We start from the raw sequence: 16,765 nt of genomic DNA, 5'->3' as shown, positions 1-16,765 counted from the left end.
GCTCGGTGATCGTGGAGCAACGACACCTCGGGCGCAGCGGGCTGCGGGTTTCCCGGCTGGGCCTGGGCACGCTGACCTGGGGCGGGGACACCGGCGCCGATGAGGCGGCGGCGCAGCTGGCGGCGTTCACCGAGGCGGGCGGGACGTTGGTCGACACCGCGGACATCTACGCCGACGGGGAGGCCGAGAAGCTGCTGGGCTCGTTGCTGGGCGACCTGGTGCCGCGCGAGCGCGTGGTCCTGGCGACCAAGGCGGTCGCACGCAGGCACGACGGGCCCTTCGGCGGCGGGGCGTCGCGCGGGGCGCTGCTGACGGCGCTGGAGGGGTCGCTGCGGCGGCTGGACACCGACCACGTCGACCTGTGGCAGCTGCACGCGTGGGACGAGTCGGTGCCGTTGGCGGAGACGCTGGCGGCGGTCGACAGCGCGGTGCGCGCGGGCAAGGTGCGGTACGCGGGGATCTCGAACTACTCGGGGTGGCAGACCGCGACGGCGGCGGCGCATCAGGCGTCGGTAGGTCTACCGCTGGTGAGCACGCAGGTGGAGTACTCGCTGCTGGAGCGCGGGGTAGAGCGGGAGGTCGTTCCCGCATGCCTGCACCACGGGCTGGGAGTGCTGCCGTGGGCGCCGTTGGGACGCGGTGTGCTGACCGGCAAATACCGGACCAACACGCCCGCGGACTCGCGTGGGGCGTCGCCGGTGTTCGCGCGGTATGTCGAACGGCACCGCACGGAGCGGGCGGCGCGCATCGTGCAGGCGGTGGCCACGGCGGCGGACGGACTGGGGACCTCACCGTTGGCGGTGGCCCTAGCGTGGGTGCGTGACCGTCCTGGCGTGGTGGCGCCGGTGGTGGGCGCGCGGGACACGACACAGTTGAAGGGGTCGTTGGCAGCGGAGGAGTTGACGCTACCTGCCGCGATCAGATCCGCGTTGGACGACGTCAGCGCGGTGGAGTTCGGCTACCCCGAGCGACGTCTGCACTAGCGGCCCCGCCAGCGCTACCGGAGTCGGCGCCGTCAAGGTCAGTGCTGTCAGAGTCAGTGCCATCCAGGTCGGTGTCGTCGCCCAGCACGAAGTAGTCGCGCACGTCCGTCCGGTACATGAGGTGCGCGGCGGACACGACCAGCAGCGTCGACAGCACCAACGCGGCGGTCCCCAGGACGCCCTCGGCGATGCCGAGCATCAGCAGCAGCGCGAGCCCGGCGACCAGCAGCGACGCCACCCTGGCCCAGTCGCGGCCGGACCGCACGCACAGCGCGAAGCCCATGGCCAGGCAGATCGGCACGACCGAGAGCGACACGTCGTGATCGGTGCGCGCGGAGACGACGGCCAGGTGTGCGGCGGTCAACCCGACGTTGAGCAGCAGCAGGACCATCGCGGCGCGGACCGGCGCGGGCGCGTCGACGGGCTCGGGATCGCCGAAGATCGGCAGGTGAGCGGGGTCGATCGCCATGGCTACCTCCCTGCGCTGGTGCCTGCTCCGTCGGCCGCGCCACAGTCGGTGTTACAAGTTGGTTTCGACATCACTCGCCCGGCGCAACACAGTCCCGGATCTAGTGAACCCGACCTGCGTATTTCGTGTCAAAGCGAACACTGTCCATGTACTTAGTAGCCATGTACTGTGTCTGGTGTGGCTGCGATGGGAACCCCGGTGTCCGGGCTGCTCTGGCGGGTGTCGACGCGGTGGCGGGCGGCCATCGACCGGGCGGTGACCCCGCACGGCCTGACCCACGCCCAGTACGCGGTGCTGGCCCCGCTGCTGACGTTGCACCGATCGGGCACCCGGCCGAGCCAACGCCGCCTGGCGGACTTCACCGGTCTGGAGCCGCTGTACGTGTCCAAGCTGGCCCGGTCGCTGGAGCAGGCCGGGCTGCTCACCAGGACCCCGGACCCCGACGACAGCCGGGCGATGCTGCTGTCGCCCACCGACCACGGCCGCGAGTGCGCCGAACGGGCCATCGCCGCGGTTCGCGCGCTCCAGGACGACCTGACCGCACCGCTCGGCGGACTCGACAGCCCCCGCACGCGCGCGCTGGTCGACGCCTTGCACACATTGCTGGACGACGGTGATCCAGCGGACCACATGCCAGACAGCCCCACACTGGAGGAGACATGACCTACCCGTTCAACGGCCTCGTCATCGGCCAGGCGGGCCGCGCCACCCGCGCCCTGCTCGACCGCCTGCTCGACGACACGACGACCACCTTCTCCGAGTGGGTCGCCCTCGTCCTGCTCGCCGACGGCCCGATCCCCGAGGACGACCTCGTCGACCGGCTCGCCACCCGCCTGCGCGTCGACCGCATCGAGGCCGAAGCCGCCGTAGCGAGCCTCGCCTCGACCGGCCTGACCAGCACGGGAGTGGCGCTGACCGCCGATGGCCGCGTCCGCTTCCAGCACATCAGCGACGGTCTCGACCGCATCACCGAGACGCTTTACGGCGACCTGCCCGCCGAGGACAAGGAGACCGCGGGCCGGGTGCTGGCCGTCGTGACCGCGCGGGCGGAGGCCGAACTGGCCGCCTGAGCAAGGGGCTTCCGGTCGGCGGGATCGTGGGCGGACACACCCAGCCGGACGTGGCCTTGACGTCCTCGGTGCGGGATGCTGGGGAGACGTCCGTCCCCGCCGTCCGGAGGTCTGCTTGACCCGCGCCATCGTCCTGGTCACCGCCACCGCGCTCTGCGCCGCGTTCACCGCGGGGTGTTCGTCGGGTGATCAGCCGAGGGACGAGTTGATGGTCACCGACAACCCCGTCGCGGCCACCCCGGCCCAGTCACCCGCGCAGTCCGCGACCCCGGCCGGGACCGTGCTGCCGCTGTCGGCACCGGTCACCGCGGTCGCCACCGACGCGACCACCCGTGTTCTCGCCGTGGCCTCTGGCGCCGAACTCCGCCTCTATGACCTCGACGCGCCGGACAAGTCCCCGCGCGCTCTTACGCTGCCCGGCCCGGCCGACTCCCTGACCCTCGCCGGCAACGGTGGCGCGGTGCTCGCGACCATCCCGGGCCGCGTGGTCCGGGTAGCGCTACCTGACGGCACCTTGGACGAGTCCGCTGTAGACGGATTGCCGACCGCGACGGCGACCTTCGGCAATGACACCCTTGTCGCCGTCCGCGACCGCAAGCAGATCGCCGTCCTGGGCGACGGTCAGGTGCGCCGCGTGATCTCGGGCAGCCTGCTCAGCGCCGACCAGGTGTTCAGCACCGGCCCGCGCGCGCTGGTGCTCGACCGGCTGCGCAACGCGGTGTTCCAACTGGACGTCGCGCAAGGCACCCTGGGCCAAGGGCTGCGCGCCGGGCAGGGCTCGACCAACGGAGTCGTGGACCGGTGGGGACGCGTGCTCGTCACCGACACCCGTGGCGGCGCCCTGCTCGCGTTCTCGCTAGACCCGCTGTTGATGCGTCAGCGCTACCCGGTGGCGGGGTCGCCGTACGGGATCGCTTACGACGCCAAGCGCGACTTGGCGTGGGTGACGTTGACCGAGACCAACGAGCTCGTCGGCTACCAGGTCGGCGGCGAGGAGCCGGTGGAACGGCACCGGTACCCGACCGTCTCTCAGCCGAACTCGGTGGCGGTCGATCCAGAGACCGGGCGCGTGGTGGTCGCGTCCGCCAATGGAGGTGGTGTGCAGGTGGTGCGGCCATGAGCGAGACGATCGTCGAGGGCGACTGGGAGTACCTCCCGCTGCGCCTGCCGCCCGGGGTCTCCCGGCTCACGGCGGCGACGCAGCTGGCCATCCAGGCCGAGTTCAACGGCTGGGAGCTGTCCCGGGTCCGCCTCTACGCCGACGGCACCCGCAAGGTGCTGCTGCGGCGCAAGGTGCGCAAGGTAGGACTACCGCGGGTCGCGATCTAGTCGGTCAACAGGGCCTCTAGCCGCTGGCGGTCGAGAGGTCCGCCTGGGCCGGGCAGAAGTCCGGACAGGCCCCAGACCCTGCCGCGCGCCCAGGTGGCGTCGTCGACGTCGAGGGCCGCGCGGAACACGTCGCGTCCGCGCGGGGTCAGCACGGTCCAGGCGGCGATGAGGTCGGACGCGGGATCGCCCACGGCCAGAGTGCCGAAGTCGATGACGGCGGTGATCCGCGGGCCGTCACCCAGCAGGTTGCTCGCCGCCGGGTCGCCGTGGATCCACACGCCCGGCCGGGCCCACTTCGGCGCGGCCAGCCCGCGTTCCCAGACGGCGGTGATGGCGTCGGTGTCGACCACCCCGACCAGCGCGTCGATCTTCTGCTGCAGCACCCAGGCGACGACCGGCGAGTAGCTGACGTCGTCGAGGTCGACGCCGCGGAACCCGTTGCTCCACTCCGGCGGCGGACCGCCCGCGGTGTCGATGGACCAGAGGGCACCGAGGAACGCGGCGAGATCGGTCGCGGCTTGGCGCTCGTCGAGCCTGTCCGGGTCGACTCGGTCGCCGTCGAGCCAGCGGTAGATCGACCACGGCAGCGGGTAGCCCTGTCCTGGCACTCCACGCTCTAGCGGCTGGGACACGGTCAACGGCAGGTGTGGGGCCAGTCTGGGCAGCCAGGTCTGCTCGCGCTCGACCTGCCCCTCCCAGCGCGCGAACCTCGGTAGGCGTACCGACATGTCGGCGCCCAGGTGGTAGGTAGCGTTATCGACCCCCTGAGTCGACACCGGCGCTACAGGCAGGTCGGCCCACTGGGGGAACTGCGCGGCCACCAGGTCTCGGACAAGAGCGGTCGTGATGGTCACCTCGGTCGATGAGGTGTCACCTGCGGACAAGTCGCCTCCTCGGGTCAGGTCCATACCAACCTGCTCGAGCGCGACGTGTCCACCCGATTACCGAGCGGGTTGCTGGTCGATCCCGTCCCACACGGCGCGCGCGCCCGCGTCTCCCACCCGGTACGTGTGGATCCCGGCCGCGACGCCCGCGCCGACGCAGAGCACCGCGAGCACGATCACCGCGGGCTTCGTCCACGCCTCCGCCGAGCGGGTGCTGACCACCATCAGGGCGGTGACCACCACGAGCAGGCCGAGCACGAACCAGATCAGCGTGTCCCCGAGCTCCTCGTGCGCTTTGATGAGGTCGTTCTCCGGCAGCCGCTTCTCCAGGTCCTCGCCGCTGGACGACGCGATCGGCGTCAACACCGCCGCCACCGCCGCGAACCCCACCACCAACCACCCGAACCGCCGCCGCGCCGCGGGCCACACCGCGATCACGATCGTCCCCAGCACGGCGAGCGGCACCAGCACCACAACCGCGTGCACCACCAGCGCGTGCAACGGCAACCCATCGATGAACTCCGGCACGATCCACCTCCGATAGTCGCCCCACCAAGTACGCACCAGCCCGCGGTCCGGTTCAGTCAACCGCGTCCGCGCTGGTCCCGCCACAACCTGACGCTGAGAATCCACTGTGCGAGGAGGGGCTCGATGCCGTACGGAACCCGAGGGGACCACCTACCCGCGTTCCTGGCGCGGGTGGTCCGATCCGCGCGCGCAGACCGCCTGCTGGAGTGGTCGGGCCGCCCGGGCGTGCACCTGCTCGACCACACCGAGCACCACCACCACGAACGCGAAAGCCTCAACCGCTTCCCCTGGACCACCGAGGCCGCCATCGACTGGTCCGCCGTGCCCGACCTGGTCCTCGGCACCACCCACCGCGACTCGCCCGCCGCGATCGCCATGGCCAACCAGTGGTTCACCCCGGCCCCACACGTGATCCTCATCTGGCAGACCCCGCTCGTCCCCACGGTGCGCGTGGACACAGGCCTTTTCCTCTCCCACCTCGCCCATCTCCTGGAGTCCACACCGGAGTTCTGGGCCTACTCCCCCACCACCCACACCCTGCTCGAGAGCGCCTTCTCCGGCCAAGTCACCCTCGCCCGGATCCCGCCCGAGCCCCAAAGCGATTCCCGCGCCGCGGCGGCGCGGGCATGATGCCCGGATGGCCATCACCGAGCACTTGGCTCGACTCGACCCGGCGGACTTGGCGGACCGCCTCCGATCCGCCGAGCCGATGGACGCACTGTGGGACTACGCCTCGACGCGGCGGGAGGACCCTCGCTCGCGACTTCCCCATCCAGGCCGCCCCCGCCACCTAGCCATCGCCATCCGGTGGGACTAGCCCCAGACAACGACCGCATCAGCCAGCACAGGGTCAGATCGGCGATAACGCGGGGGACGAACGGTCCCCTGAGGACAACGCTCGACGCGCACCAGCAACTTTTGCTTCTTGCGCCCGAACTCCTCAACGGTCAGCACACCGAGCTTGTGCAGGTGCTCGTTCATCCTTGGTGTGGACCTCAGCTGTCGGCGGGATCTGGACACCTTGACCCGCTGGGGCATCAGCGGGTGGGTGTTCGGTGTCAGCGGGGGTGGGGGGTTCTTGGCTGAGGGCGGCGAGGATGCCGGGGCAGGGTGAGAGGCACATCAGGACCTGGCTGTCACGTCGGTGGTCTCCCAGGTGAAGCCGTCCGGGTCTACGCAGGGGTCGATGGTCGAGCCGAGGCTGATGCGGTGGGAGCCGGTGCCCTCCGGCGGTACGCCCGCGTCCTTGGCGAGGGCGCGGCGGCGGTAGAGGGCGAGCTTGACCGCGCCTCCGTCGAACTCGGCGTACATGCGGGCAAAGCTCTTCGACACGGTGAAGCCTCGGTCGACGTAGAACCGCTTGCTCGCCGCCATGTCGGCCACGCCCAGCAGGAGCACGATGCTGTCGACCCGCGTGCTGGCCGGTCCCGTGTCCTTCTTGGCCGAGGTGGCGACCTTCCAGATCGTCCCGTCCGGTGCCCGCACCACGCCGCCGTAGCCCCACATCGACTTGGTGACAGGCTTGATCACCGTGGCCCCGGCGCCAACAGCGGCGTCGACCAAGGCGTTGACGTCAGCGGGCTGCGCCGCGATAAGAGACAGGGTGAAGCCCCGGAAGCCCGTAGTCGGTTCCTGCGAGGCACGGATCCGGACGTCCACTCCGAACGTCGCGTAGAAGTGCTCGGCGGCCGCTGGATCGGCCACCTCGATGGTGATGCTGTCGAGTGAGGTCATGCCGATAACGCTAAGTGCGGCCGCCTGACCTGTGCTTCTCCATTCATGACCGAGTGCGCCCCGCGCTAAGCACGGGGCGCACAGTCACGCGGCCTTCGCTCCGGTACGTCTACGCGCGAGGTGGTACGCGATAGCGACAACGGCCGCGGTTGACGCGAACAGCGCGGTAGCGACGGGACTGAGGTACTTGGACAGGCTCGGTGCGTCGCTAGGACCGGCCAGCCAGAGGGTCACCGGTACGACATAGACCGCGACTAGAGCCGCCGTCCACCACCGCACGCGGGGGTTCCGGAAGGTGCCGACGGCCGCCACGGCGATAGGGACAACGGAGAGGAACGCGAACCCGCCGACCACGAAGACCGGGACAGCGTAGGCGGCGATGAGCGCGGACAGCGGGATGCGGTCGGTGCTGGTCATCGGAGCGCTCATCGCCCGCAGTGGGACTCGGCGGCGGCCTTGAGGTCGGCGAGCCAGTGGTCGAGACCGGGCGCAAGGTACGTGAGCGCGGTCTCCGGGTCGGCCTCGACCTGGGCGCCGCGCCAGCTCTCCTCGGTGCGGACGATGACACCACCCCTGACCTCGGTGAACGTCCACACGTGGACGCCCTCGTCGATGCGCAGGCCCTCCCCGACGGCGGGACCGGTCCAGCGGACGCACTGCCCGGGCTTGACCTGCCCCACGGTGGAGGTGATCACCAGAGTGGTCTCGGGGGTGGTGGGCGTCGGCGGCGCCGGGGTGGTCCACCGGAAGCGCGACCCGGGGCGCAGCGGGCCGGGCTCGAGCCGCTTGACGCTGGTGACGGCGCCCTGCCAGGACGGCCAGGCCTCGACGTTCGTGTGCAGCCGCCACACGGTGCTCAGCGGCGCCTTGATGACCGTCTCGGTGCCGTAGTGGATCTTGGCGGCCGGGTTGATGCCCTTGCCCTGGCAGGTCAGCCCGGTCGGGGTGGTCGCGGCGGCGGTGGCGGGGGCCGCGCCGAGGAACCCGGCGGCCGCCAGCGGGATGGCCAGCAGGGCGGTGCGGAATCGACGGGCCTTGGGGGCGGTGGTCATGCAGACTCTCCTTGCTAGAGGCTCTCGCGATAGTTAGAACTTATAACTATCACTTCGCGAGAGTCAATAGTGATCGTGATAACCTCTAACCGACTTCGCCGACCAGGAGGACCACCGCATGACGGACCCGGGGCACAGCCCGCGCGAGCGCTACCGGACCCAGGTCCGCGCGGACATCAAGCGGCACGCGTGGGAGCAGATCGCCACAGCGGGCGTCTCCGCGCTCTCGCTCAACGCCATCGCCAAGCTGGTCGGCATGAGCGGCCCCGCCCTCTACCGCTACTTCGCCAGCCGCGACGACCTCATCACCGAACTGATCCGCGACGCCTACCGCAGCCTCGCCGACACCGTCGCCGCCGCCGCGAAGGACGGCGCCGACCTGTCCGGGCTGGCCTGGGTCATCCGGGACTGGGCGCGCGCCGACCCCCAGCGGTACTTCCTCATCTTCGGCACCCCCGTGCCCGGCTACCACGCCCCCGACGACACCACCGCGATCGCCGCCGAGGTCATGGCCGTCCTCTTGGACGCCGGCGAGCTCCTACCCGCGGGTGAGCCCGCGACCCCGCTCGAGACCCACCTGGACGCCCACCGCGCCTGGATCTACGACCACCCCGCCACCGGCAGCGCCATCCGCCGCGCGCTGACCTTCTGGACCCGCCTGCACGGCATCCTCTCCCTCGACCTGGCGGGTCAGTTCGCGAACATGGACCTCGACCTGGACCTGCTGATCGCCGAGGAGATCGACGCCCTCCGCAAGCACTGACCCCTCAGTCGTCGTCCTCACCGAGCGAGTCGACCACCGTCGGCCGAAGCCAAACCGCCGCGAACTCCCCATCGCGGTGCCCCAGCAGAACGTCCGTGGCGATCTCGACCAAGGCCTCGTCGACCGGGGAGCCGACCGGGGCCACCCGAAGCCACCCCGACGACACGTCACGCGTGGTCGCCCACTCCATGGGTGCCGCGACGCTGACCGACACGGCATAGGTGAAGTCCTCGTCGAATCGAACGATCCCGGGAGTGGCCACCGGCTGGGGCAAGTGTCCGTCCTGCCAGTTGATGTGGGGGTGGTAGCCCCACGCGAACAGCGCGGCCCCCGTCTCGGCGCCCACCTCGACCTGCAACATGCCGATCAGGACACTGGTGGGACCTTCATCTCCCGCCCGGTCGAACATCTTGCCCCGCTCCCCGGGATCGACCGAGTAGGCGAAGGAGTACTCATCCCGGACGTAGTTCAACAACCCCCCGATGGACGAGCCGGACTCAACACTGACCCGCATCCCACTTCCCCTGTCCTCCCAGCCGCCACCGCAGCGCCCACGAGCCAGTCTGTCGACCCCCACCAGCCCAAACCACCGATTTCCTGGCCCGCCGATCACAGCTGGTTGCACGACACCCCGGGCACCCGCCCCAGATCAGCACACAGAGCCGGGATGTCCGCGACGGGCACGGGGCCGAGCCACACGAAGTACTGGAACTCCCCCGCCGCCCCCTTGTCGCAGAGAGCATCCCCACTGCTGAGCTGTACCTGGTAGCTCGCCCACCGCGTCGACTGCCCGGACGGCGGGGTCCGCAGCGCTCGCTTGTCGTAGTCGAGGATCATGCGCCCGTCAGCGTCGAACTCCTCCTTCGTCAGCGACTCCAGCGCGACCACCCGCTTCTCGGCATCACCACACGGGACAGACGACGCGACGGTGAGTTCCGCAGGATCCGACCACTCGGAGCCGAGGAACAAGCCTGATACGAGCATGAACACCACCCCCAGGACGAGAACGCCCTGCGGGACGGACCGCCTCGTCCAGAACAACCTGCGCAGGTCCGCCGCGACGTCGTGCTGGGTGATCCGCAGCGGCAGGCCGCGCGTGCGGACCTCCGGGCGCTCGGTGCCGATCTCGACCGGAACGTGCCAGATCGTGACACCGGGCTTCCACGACGGGATCGTCACCCGGAGGTCGATGGTCGCCGTGGCGTCGGGAGTCAGCACCACAGCCGCCGAATCGAACTCGACGGCGTCCGCGGGCAACCAGTTCTTGTCGCCTTCCTCCTGACTGGTCCGCCGCCGCGGGACGACGCGCACCTGCGTGTTGCCGACGTTGCGGAGCTTGAGTGATCCGCTGTAGGGACCGGGCTTGGTCACCTGCACTAAGTCCAGCGTCACCTCGACCTCAGCGCTCGCTTCGACGAGCACCGGCTTCGGGTCGCTGCGCCACCAAGCTTTCCGGTCCGTCGTCGCCAGCACGCGCAGCTGCGCGGGGCCCACAGTCGGCCGCGCCGGGGTGCACCACACCGTGAGTGTCAGGTCCACGGATTCCCCGGCTGCCAACGACACCGAAGCGGCACCGGCGCCTCGGCGGGTGGTGATCACCCAATGGAGGCCCGGTACCCCGTCGAGGTCGAACTCGACTTCTCGCAGCTGGCCAGAGGCGTTGCGCACCGTGACATCGAACGGCGTCCGCTCACCGACGACCAGGGAGACCTCACGATCCCGGTGGCGCAGAGCCAGGCCGATGTCGTGGTTGCTCGCGCTGGTGAAGGTGACTTCACCTCGAATGACGTTGGCCTGCATGATATTCCCGGACACGGTGTCGACCCTGTTGTGAACCACCAAGAAGTTGTATCGGATCTCGGCGTGCCAGGGTTAGACAAATACCGGACAACCACGAGTCGGTCAGTCCAGGGCGTGCCGCTCGACCACTTCCCTCAGCCGCCGCACCCGACGCGGGGTGCTGCCGTAGAAGGCGAGCGCCGTCAGTGGGATCTCCCCGCCGGACCGGGTGATCAGCACCGGCACCCTGGATGGCAACGTATTCGCCTCGTTCCCCACGATGGCGATTCCGCTCACCTCCGCCCAAGCCACAACCCGCCCCACCCCGAACAGCGGCCGCTCCAGCACACCGGCCTCGTCAACCCGCACCCCGGCCCGCGACGCGACCACCACAAACACCGCGCCCATCACTAAAAGCCCCGCACCAAGCAGCACTGCGGCGATGTCATCCCTCGAATACGCCAGCATCACCACCCCCAACAGCGCGAAAGCCGTGCCGCACAACACCGCCAGCACCATCCACGGCGACCGGAACCGCTCAGTCATCGAACGAGATCATCGAGGGCACCGGCAACTCCTTCGGCTCATCATCGAGGTATCACGCGTACTCCAACGCCGCGAGCAGCCCGTGGCCGACCCACAGCAACAACTCCCCGGTCCCCGTCAGACACAGTCGCCCGCACCGGAACGGGCCCATTCCCCACCGGCGACGGCGTTACTCCCGCCGGCACCCGCAGGTCGACGCTGACCGACTCCTCACCCCACTTGGCAACGACCTCAGCCACGTCCACCTGCGCGCGCAACTCCTCCACGCCAACGAAGTCGGCCTCGAGCAACCGAAGTACCACCGCCCGCTCACTCGCTGTCAACAGCCTTGGCCCAACCGGTACCGCCATGACCTCACCGTCTCGTCAGAGGTCCCAGGGTGGGAAGAAGTCCGCGTCTTCTTCCACCGGTGTCGTCGGCGCGTACTGGCGCAGCTCACCGTCGCGGAACATCCACAGCCGAAAGAACGACTGCTCCTGGTCCATCATGAACAGCTGCACCTGGTTCGGGTGGGTCCAGGGCAACGCCCGCACCTTCGCCAGCACCGCGTCGAGATCGCCGTGGTTCAACGTCCCGGCCCACACCTCGCACTCCGGATGCTTGGGCCCGCCCCACCCGTTGTCGTCCCCGGTGATGCGCCGGAGCTGCCCACGCCCGGACCGCTCCGGATAGTCACGCTGCGGCAACCCTTCCCACAGCCAGACGTTGAACTCGTCAACGACCCGAAAGTCGCCCATGTCGGCCCCAAGCATCACGTTCGTGACCCAGCTCATCGCACCCCCCAAGTCACAGAATACCTTCAGTCCCGTCAGACCACAGTGGACTCAGGTCACTTCCGGCGACGGTGCCACGGGAAATGCGAGTCCGTGATGACCTTGGTCGAAGCGGGCTCCACCGGCGGCCCGAACCCGCTGATCGCCTTCGTCGTCCTCGGCGCCACCAGGAACGGGTACCCGTCGTTGTCGATCACCGTCGTCCCCCGCCTGCCGAGGTGGATCCAGTCCAGCTCGAACCGGAACTCGGTCTCCCACTTGGTCGTGATCGGCTCGACCACGAACATCTCCGGGTCCATCGGCGCCACGGCGAACGGGAAGTCTGCCACCCGGGCGCTGCGGAAGAAGAACCCGTCGAGCCAGACCGGCTTGCGCTCGACCTTGTTCGCCATCGGGACCAGGCGCGGGACGTCGTCGTCGAGCATCGTCCGGAAGTAGCGGACCTCCAACGCTCCCAGGGTCATCGAGCCGGATGTGGGCTGAGGTTGCCTGCGGCGCGACACAACCGGCCGCAACGCGGTCAACGCCACCGCACGCGCGGTACGCGCCTCCACGAAGATGGAGATCGAACAGTGCCCGCTGACAGCGAACTTGAGACCGTCGGTCCCCACCACGCCGAACTCCTGGTGGACCGACACCGTCGCCACCACAGGATCCTCATGCGGCCCAGGTTCGACGTCATTGACGACCAAGTGAACCCCGCCGTTGATGACCCTGGCCTGCACCACCGGCCCGTTCACCACCCCGGACAGCACGTTGGCCCCGAACACCTCAGCCAAGTCCGCGAAACCCAACTCCCCAAGCCGCGCCGCGACCCGCCTGCCCTCCACGGGACCCACCCGCCCGAGCCCGCCAACCGCGATCACCCGCCCAAGCACCTGATGCGCCAGAGACATCACCACGTCGGCCAAATCGCGGTAACCGAAGCGAAAGAAGGGATGGCCAACAACAGGCGCAACAGTCTCGGCTACCAGACGACGCAGATCCTCCCCCGTGGCGGACGCCCCGAGCCCGCTCGGCCGCCCCGACGTGAACACAGCACGGAGCTCACCCCGGAGTTCGTCGTACTTCTCCGGAAACAGACGACCGAGGAACAACACCGGCAACCCCCGCAACACCGCGTCGCGCAGCAGATCCCCGTCCTCCGCCTCCGGCACCAACCCCACCCCGGCGTCCCCCAGGACCCGCACAAACCAGTCCGCCACAACCGCGGCCAGCGCCTCGTCCTCGGGGCCCTCGAACTCATGATCCACACCCCGGATCCTGCCAGGCCGAGTCCCACTGGCGCCGTGTATTTCGACCGGTCCGACCGCAGCCACACCTGGGCGCCGCCCGTGACTTCCGATGACGACCCGCAGGCGACCATGCCAAAGGTGCTTACCGAACCAGCACAGGCGAATCTCACCCCTGGCTCCGCAATCACGTATGTCGCCGTTGACGCCACGTCCCTGGGCCGCTCGACCTCGCAGGCGGGTGACGGTAAACCCGCCACCCGCCGTGCGCGACGTCAGCTGCTGCGCAGGAAGCGGTCCAGCACCCGGGTGCCGAACTTCAGCGCGTCTACCGGCACGCGCTCGTCCACCCCGTGGAACAGCGCCGAGAAGTCCAGGTCGGCGGGCAGCCGCAACGGTGCGAAGCCGAAGCAGCGGATGCCCAGGGACTGGAACGACTTGGCGTCGGTGCCGCCGGAGAGCATGTACGGCATGGTGACCGCGCCCGGGTCCTCGGCGATCACCGACGCGGTCATGGCGTCGACTAGGGCGCCGTCGAAGGTGGTCTCGACCGAGGGCAGGTTGGTGATGTACTCGCGCTCGATGTCGGGGCCGAGCAGCTCGTCCAGCTCGCGCTCGAAGGCGTCGCGGCGGCCGGGCAGCACCCGGCAGTCCACCACGGCCTCGGCGACCGACGGGATCACGTTGGCCTTGTACCCGGCGTTGAGCATCGTCGGGTTGGCGGTGTCGCGCAGCGTGGCGCCGATCATCCGGGCGACGGCCCCGAGCTTGGCGACCGACCCGTCGAGGTCCGCCTCGTCGAACTCCATGCCGGTGAGCTCGGTGACCGCAGCGAGGAACTCCTTCACCGACTCGGTCATCACGATCGGGAACTTGTGCGTCCCGAGCTTGGCCACGGCCTGGGTCAGCTTCGTGACCGCGTTGTCCTCGTGCACCATCGACCCGTGCCCGGCCCGCCCCCTGGCCCGCAGCCGCAACCAGGCGATCCCCTTCTCGGCGGTCTCGATCATGTAGGCCCGGACACCGTCCTTGATGGTGATCGAGAACCCACCGACTTCGCTGATGGCCTCCGTGGCGCCTTCGAACAGGTCCGCCCGGTTCTCCACCAGCCACTGCGCCCCGTACTCGCCCCCGGCCTCCTCGTCGGCCAGGAACGCGAAGATCAGGTCCCGCGGCGGCACGATCCCGTCCCGCTTGAACCGCCGCGCCGTCGCCAGGGTCATCCCCAGCATGTCCTTCATGTCGACCGCGCCGCGCCCCCACACGTAGTCGTCCTGCACCGCGCCGGAGAACGGGTGCACCGACCACTCCGACGGGTCGGCGGGCACCACGTCCAGGTGCCCGTGCACCAGCAGCGCCCCCCTGGACGGATCCGCCCCCGCCAACCGCGCGACGACGTTGCCCCGTCCCTTGGCCCCCGACTCCACGTAGGTGGTCTCGAACCCCACCTCGGCGAGCTTCTCGGCCACGTACTCCGCCGCCGCCCGCTCCCCCACCACGGTCGCCGGATCCCCGGTGTTCGTCGTATCGATCCGGATCAACTCACTGGTAAGCGCGACCGCCTCCTCCTCGGACACCGACGTGTCATGGGCCTCGGCCAACGCACTCTGCTGCTCACTCACCCCGCCTTCCTACCACCCCCCGCCACCCCCGACAGCCCCGGTTTGGGACAGCCCCCCACCATCGGCTACGGTATGCCCACACCACGCGGGGCCATCCCCCGCGAGTCCGGGTGGCGGAATGGCAGACGCGCTAGCTTGAGGTGCTAGTGCCCTTAACGGGCGTGGGGGTTCAAGTCCCCCCTCGGACACGCACACTATTCACCCGTGGAGCGGCCGTCATCTCGACGGCCGCTTCGTCGTTGAAGTACCTGATCTCCAGGCCCATCGCGTCGTACAGGTTGGCGGGGTCGGCGTTGTCCACCATGGCTTGGACGTCGCCGAGTGAGTCGATCATGGCGTAGATCTCAGCGGCGCTGACCGTGCCCGGCTCTGGTGCTTCCCCCAGTTCTGCCTGTGCGGCGAACTTCTCGGCCTGGGCCTGGTTCATCGCGTCGACCAACGCGGCGGGGTCGATCCCGGCGCCGATGGCCTCCTGGTACCGCCGTAGGCGCCCCTCGGCGTCCTTGAGCCGCTTCCGCGCAGCCTCATGGTCGGCCGCACCGGTTGCCGTGCCTTGCGCGTCGAGTAGGGCCTGCACGGTGGCATCGACCCGGCCCGGGTGCAGGACTTCCATCAACCATTCGTTGACGATCTTCTGCAACGGCTCCTCGCGCAGGTACACCGTGGGCGGGTGGTTGGCCAGCGCCGGTGAGCCTGGTGCCAGGGTGCGCGCGGGGCAGCGGTAGTACATGCCGTGCTTGCGGGGGCTGCCCTCCATCTTCCGGGTACACACCGCACAGCGGAGATGTCCGCGGAACAGGTAGGTGCGTTTCGTGGGGCGTTCGGCGCGTTCGTTCTTGGCGGTGGCCCGTAGTCCTCCGGCGCCTTTGCCGCGTCTGCGCAACTGCACCTCGGTGAACACCTCCACCGGCACGATCACCGGGTGCGCCTGCTCCCGGGAGCGCACGACCTTGTCGGCCTCGGCGCGCTTGAACCGCACCACGTGGCCTGCGCTGACGTCGTCGGGGTCGAGCAGCATTTCTCGGCGCGTCCACCGGCCGAAGAACGCATAGCCGGTGTAGCGCGGGTTCTCCAGAATCGACCGGACGGTGGTGGCCTGCCAGCCATCGGCGATTCGGTGTCGGTTCTGCTCCGGTCGCGCTGCCGAAGGGCACGAGATGGCCTCCCGGTTGAGGGCGTTGGCGATGGCCCGGTCACCTTTGCCGTTGAGGTAGTCGGAGTAGATCCGTTCCACCACCTCCGCCGCCGATTCGTCGAGTGCAAGCACCCGCAGGCGGAACCCCTCGGCTGCCTTCCTCGGGTTCGGGTGTGGTCCGGCGTCGACTACGCAGTACCCGTAGGGCGGCCGACCGCCTTGATAGCGGCCCTCGTTGACCACCTGTGAGCCCATGGCCGCGCGGACCCGGGCCTGGACGTGCTGGCGTTCGGACTCGCTCATGCCGCCGAGCACGCTCATCAGCATCTTGTGCGAGGGGTTGCGCGAGTCGAACTTGCCACCCAACTCCGGCACCCACAGGTCCACGCCATAGGCGGCGAACCTGGGTGCGATCAGCGAGAACTGATTGCCGAACCAACACCGCGTGCCCTCACCCACCACCACACCGGTCCACGTGCGGCGCGGGTCCTTCAACGCCGCCAGCAACCGCGACGCCTCGTCCCGCCGCTCCCAGGGCACTGATCGGGACTGGCCGATGTCGAAGAAGTCCGCCACCAGCCGACCGCCGAGCGGCCCGACGAACTTCTCCGCGTTGCCGCGCTGCCAGCCGTGAGAGGTCTCCGGGTCCTGGTTGTCCTCGGTGGAGCACCGGCCGTAGAAGGCCAACTCACCCACACCGTCGTCCACAGGGCTGGCGTCGACCTCGACCCCGAACAGCTCGTCGAACCGTGACCACGGGCTAGCGCTCATGCTGGCTCCCCCTCTCCGGATCTCCCATGGTGGTGTAGTCGATGAGAATCGCAAGCAGAATCCGGTAGGCCCTCCTGTCGAGCACAGGAGGTTCA

At 69.4% G+C, this 16,765-nt stretch carries 22 protein-coding genes and 1 tRNA gene; 9 read left to right on the top strand and 14 right to left on the bottom strand.

The genetic code is table 11. From position 1 onward, the window contains the following. Positions 1–11: 11 nt before the first annotated feature. Positions 12–983 carry an aldo/keto reductase gene (locus tag LV79_RS14945; RefSeq protein ID WP_253836802.1) on the top strand — a complete coding sequence of 324 codons (972 nt, stop codon included), beginning with the start codon at positions 12–14 and terminating at the stop codon, positions 981–983. Here LV79_RS14945 and LV79_RS14940 read toward each other — a convergent pair. Then, positions 940–1,452, bottom strand: coding sequence for a hypothetical protein (locus tag LV79_RS14940; RefSeq protein WP_253836800.1), 513 nt, complete (start codon positions 1,450–1,452; stop codon positions 940–942). The two genes, LV79_RS14945 and LV79_RS14940, sit on opposite strands and share 44 nt — an antisense overlap. 186 nt (positions 1,453–1,638) lie before the next feature. Between LV79_RS14940 and LV79_RS14935 the strand changes: the two genes are divergently transcribed. The 4 genes from LV79_RS14935 (at position 1,639) to LV79_RS14920 (ending at position 3,851) form a co-directional block, all read left to right on the top strand. Continuing rightward, positions 1,639–2,115 (top strand): MarR family winged helix-turn-helix transcriptional regulator, encoded by a 477-nt coding sequence (locus tag LV79_RS14935; protein ID WP_253838507.1) that lies wholly within the window; start codon positions 1,639–1,641, stop codon positions 2,113–2,115. Continuing rightward, positions 2,112–2,522 carry a winged helix DNA-binding protein gene (locus LV79_RS14930; RefSeq protein ID WP_253836798.1) on the top strand — a complete coding sequence of 137 codons (411 nt, stop codon included), beginning with the start codon at positions 2,112–2,114 and terminating at the stop codon, positions 2,520–2,522. Before LV79_RS14935 ends, LV79_RS14930 begins: the two co-directional genes overlap by 4 nt. 115 nt (positions 2,523–2,637) lie before the next feature. Continuing rightward, a complete protein-coding gene (locus tag LV79_RS14925; protein ID WP_253836796.1) occupies positions 2,638–3,642 on the top strand; it encodes a YncE family protein in 1,005 nt (334 codons plus the stop codon). Continuing rightward, the gene (locus tag LV79_RS14920; protein WP_253836794.1) at positions 3,639–3,851 is read left to right on the top strand and encodes a DUF5703 family protein; all 213 of its coding nucleotides are present in this window, start codon (positions 3,639–3,641) and stop codon (positions 3,849–3,851) included. Before LV79_RS14925 ends, LV79_RS14920 begins: the two co-directional genes overlap by 4 nt. Here the strand turns inward: LV79_RS14920 and LV79_RS14915 are convergent. Further along, positions 3,848–4,735: an aminoglycoside phosphotransferase family protein gene (locus LV79_RS14915; protein WP_253836792.1), complete on the bottom strand. Its 888-nt coding sequence runs from the start codon at positions 4,733–4,735 to the stop codon at positions 3,848–3,850. The genes LV79_RS14920 and LV79_RS14915 overlap by 4 nt on opposite strands. A gap of 57 nt (positions 4,736–4,792) precedes the next feature. After that, a complete protein-coding gene (locus tag LV79_RS14910) occupies positions 4,793–5,263 on the bottom strand; it encodes a DUF2231 domain-containing protein (RefSeq protein WP_253836790.1) in 471 nt (156 codons plus the stop codon). A 123-nt stretch (positions 5,264–5,386) separates the two neighbouring features. On the opposite strand from LV79_RS14910, the gene LV79_RS14905 reads away from it, so the two are divergent. Both LV79_RS14905 and LV79_RS14900 read left to right on the top strand, forming a co-directional pair. Next, positions 5,387–5,893 carry a hypothetical protein gene (locus LV79_RS14905; RefSeq protein ID WP_253836787.1) on the top strand — a complete coding sequence of 169 codons (507 nt, stop codon included), beginning with the start codon at positions 5,387–5,389 and terminating at the stop codon, positions 5,891–5,893. Positions 5,894–5,900: 7 nt separating this feature from the next. Beyond that, positions 5,901–6,080: a hypothetical protein gene (locus LV79_RS14900; RefSeq protein ID WP_253836785.1), complete on the top strand. Its 180-nt coding sequence runs from the start codon at positions 5,901–5,903 to the stop codon at positions 6,078–6,080. On the opposite strand, the gene LV79_RS14895 is transcribed toward LV79_RS14900, so the two are convergent. From LV79_RS14895 to LV79_RS14880, 4 genes are all read right to left on the bottom strand, one after another. Then, a complete protein-coding gene (locus LV79_RS14895; RefSeq protein WP_253836783.1) occupies positions 6,077–6,244 on the bottom strand; it encodes a hypothetical protein in 168 nt (55 codons plus the stop codon). The two genes, LV79_RS14900 and LV79_RS14895, sit on opposite strands and share 4 nt — an antisense overlap. A gap of 141 nt (positions 6,245–6,385) precedes the next feature. Continuing rightward, positions 6,386–6,997: a VOC family protein gene (locus LV79_RS14890; RefSeq protein ID WP_253836781.1), complete on the bottom strand. Its 612-nt coding sequence runs from the start codon at positions 6,995–6,997 to the stop codon at positions 6,386–6,388. Positions 6,998–7,081: 84 nt separating this feature from the next. After that, positions 7,082–7,414 carry a hypothetical protein gene (locus LV79_RS14885; RefSeq protein ID WP_253836779.1) on the bottom strand — a complete coding sequence of 111 codons (333 nt, stop codon included), beginning with the start codon at positions 7,412–7,414 and terminating at the stop codon, positions 7,082–7,084. An 8-nt stretch (positions 7,415–7,422) separates the two neighbouring features. Continuing rightward, positions 7,423–8,049 carry an SRPBCC family protein gene (locus LV79_RS14880; protein WP_253836777.1) on the bottom strand — a complete coding sequence of 209 codons (627 nt, stop codon included), beginning with the start codon at positions 8,047–8,049 and terminating at the stop codon, positions 7,423–7,425. A 118-nt stretch (positions 8,050–8,167) separates the two neighbouring features. On the opposite strand from LV79_RS14880, the gene LV79_RS14875 reads away from it, so the two are divergent. Then, positions 8,168–8,812 (top strand): TetR/AcrR family transcriptional regulator, encoded by a 645-nt coding sequence (locus tag LV79_RS14875; RefSeq protein WP_253836775.1) that lies wholly within the window; start codon positions 8,168–8,170, stop codon positions 8,810–8,812. A 4-nt stretch (positions 8,813–8,816) separates the two neighbouring features. On the opposite strand, the gene LV79_RS14870 is transcribed toward LV79_RS14875, so the two are convergent. From LV79_RS14870 to LV79_RS14845, 6 genes are all read right to left on the bottom strand, one after another. Then, positions 8,817–9,326: a hypothetical protein gene (locus tag LV79_RS14870; protein ID WP_253836773.1), complete on the bottom strand. Its 510-nt coding sequence runs from the start codon at positions 9,324–9,326 to the stop codon at positions 8,817–8,819. A 95-nt stretch (positions 9,327–9,421) separates the two neighbouring features. Continuing rightward, the gene (locus LV79_RS14865) at positions 9,422–10,627 is read right to left on the bottom strand and encodes a COG1470 family protein (RefSeq protein WP_253836771.1); all 1,206 of its coding nucleotides are present in this window, start codon (positions 10,625–10,627) and stop codon (positions 9,422–9,424) included. 87 nt (positions 10,628–10,714) lie between these two features. Next, on the bottom strand, positions 10,715–11,137 hold the full coding sequence (locus tag LV79_RS14860; protein WP_253836769.1) for a hypothetical protein: 423 nt from the start codon (positions 11,135–11,137) through the stop codon (positions 10,715–10,717). Between the two features lie 365 nt (positions 11,138–11,502). After that, positions 11,503–11,910: a hypothetical protein gene (locus LV79_RS14855; RefSeq protein ID WP_253836767.1), complete on the bottom strand. Its 408-nt coding sequence runs from the start codon at positions 11,908–11,910 to the stop codon at positions 11,503–11,505. 56 nt (positions 11,911–11,966) lie between these two features. Next, positions 11,967–13,163: a hypothetical protein gene (locus LV79_RS14850; RefSeq protein WP_253836765.1), complete on the bottom strand. Its 1,197-nt coding sequence runs from the start codon at positions 13,161–13,163 to the stop codon at positions 11,967–11,969. Positions 13,164–13,417: 254 nt separating this feature from the next. Next, positions 13,418–14,764 carry a M20/M25/M40 family metallo-hydrolase gene (locus LV79_RS14845; protein WP_253836763.1) on the bottom strand — a complete coding sequence of 449 codons (1,347 nt, stop codon included), beginning with the start codon at positions 14,762–14,764 and terminating at the stop codon, positions 13,418–13,420. Positions 14,765–14,868: 104 nt separating this feature from the next. Between LV79_RS14845 and LV79_RS14840 the strand changes: the two genes are divergently transcribed. Then, positions 14,869–14,952: transfer RNA gene (locus LV79_RS14840), tRNA-Leu, on the top strand. On the opposite strand, the gene LV79_RS14835 is transcribed toward LV79_RS14840, so the two are convergent. After that, on the bottom strand, positions 14,934–16,670 hold the full coding sequence (locus tag LV79_RS14835) for a recombinase family protein (RefSeq protein ID WP_253836761.1): 1,737 nt from the start codon (positions 16,668–16,670) through the stop codon (positions 14,934–14,936). The two genes, LV79_RS14840 and LV79_RS14835, sit on opposite strands and share 19 nt — an antisense overlap. Positions 16,671–16,765: the final 95 nt, after the last annotated feature.

This window comes from Actinokineospora globicatena (assembly GCF_024171945.1).
Taxonomy (GTDB): Bacteria; Actinomycetota; Actinomycetes; order Mycobacteriales; family Pseudonocardiaceae; genus Actinokineospora; species Actinokineospora globicatena.
The sequence above is the reverse complement of the archived record's forward strand: the minus strand, read 5'-3'. Positions and strand labels throughout refer to the sequence as shown.

Excerpts from the sequence above, each read along its gene's own strand:
- LV79_RS14885 (WP_253836779.1), bottom strand. The coding sequence starts at position 7,414 with ATGACCAGCACCGACCGCATCCCGCTGTCCGCGCTCATCGCCGCCTAC.
- LV79_RS14930 (WP_253836798.1), top strand. The coding sequence starts at position 2,112 with ATGACCTACCCGTTCAACGGCCTCGTCATCGGCCAGGCGGGCCGCGCC.
- LV79_RS14860 (WP_253836769.1), bottom strand. The coding sequence starts at position 11,137 with ATGACTGAGCGGTTCCGGTCGCCGTGGATGGTGCTGGCGGTGTTGTGC.
- LV79_RS14890 (WP_253836781.1), bottom strand. The coding sequence starts at position 6,997 with ATGACCTCACTCGACAGCATCACCATCGAGGTGGCCGATCCAGCGGCC.
- LV79_RS14905 (WP_253836787.1), top strand. The coding sequence starts at position 5,387 with ATGCCGTACGGAACCCGAGGGGACCACCTACCCGCGTTCCTGGCGCGG.
- LV79_RS14870 (WP_253836773.1), bottom strand. The coding sequence starts at position 9,326 with ATGCGGGTCAGTGTTGAGTCCGGCTCGTCCATCGGGGGGTTGTTGAAC.
- LV79_RS14935 (WP_253838507.1), top strand. The coding sequence starts at position 1,639 with ATGGGAACCCCGGTGTCCGGGCTGCTCTGGCGGGTGTCGACGCGGTGG.
- LV79_RS14940 (WP_253836800.1), bottom strand. The coding sequence starts at position 1,452 with ATGGCGATCGACCCCGCTCACCTGCCGATCTTCGGCGATCCCGAGCCC.
- LV79_RS14855 (WP_253836767.1), bottom strand. The coding sequence starts at position 11,910 with ATGAGCTGGGTCACGAACGTGATGCTTGGGGCCGACATGGGCGACTTT.
- LV79_RS14880 (WP_253836777.1), bottom strand. The coding sequence starts at position 8,049 with ATGACCACCGCCCCCAAGGCCCGTCGATTCCGCACCGCCCTGCTGGCC.
- LV79_RS14875 (WP_253836775.1), top strand. The coding sequence starts at position 8,168 with ATGACGGACCCGGGGCACAGCCCGCGCGAGCGCTACCGGACCCAGGTC.
- LV79_RS14920 (WP_253836794.1), top strand. The coding sequence starts at position 3,639 with ATGAGCGAGACGATCGTCGAGGGCGACTGGGAGTACCTCCCGCTGCGC.
- LV79_RS14900 (WP_253836785.1), top strand. The coding sequence starts at position 5,901 with ATGGCCATCACCGAGCACTTGGCTCGACTCGACCCGGCGGACTTGGCG.
- LV79_RS14895 (WP_253836783.1), bottom strand. The coding sequence starts at position 6,244 with ATGAACGAGCACCTGCACAAGCTCGGTGTGCTGACCGTTGAGGAGTTC.
- LV79_RS14835 (WP_253836761.1), bottom strand. The coding sequence starts at position 16,670 with ATGAGCGCTAGCCCGTGGTCACGGTTCGACGAGCTGTTCGGGGTCGAG.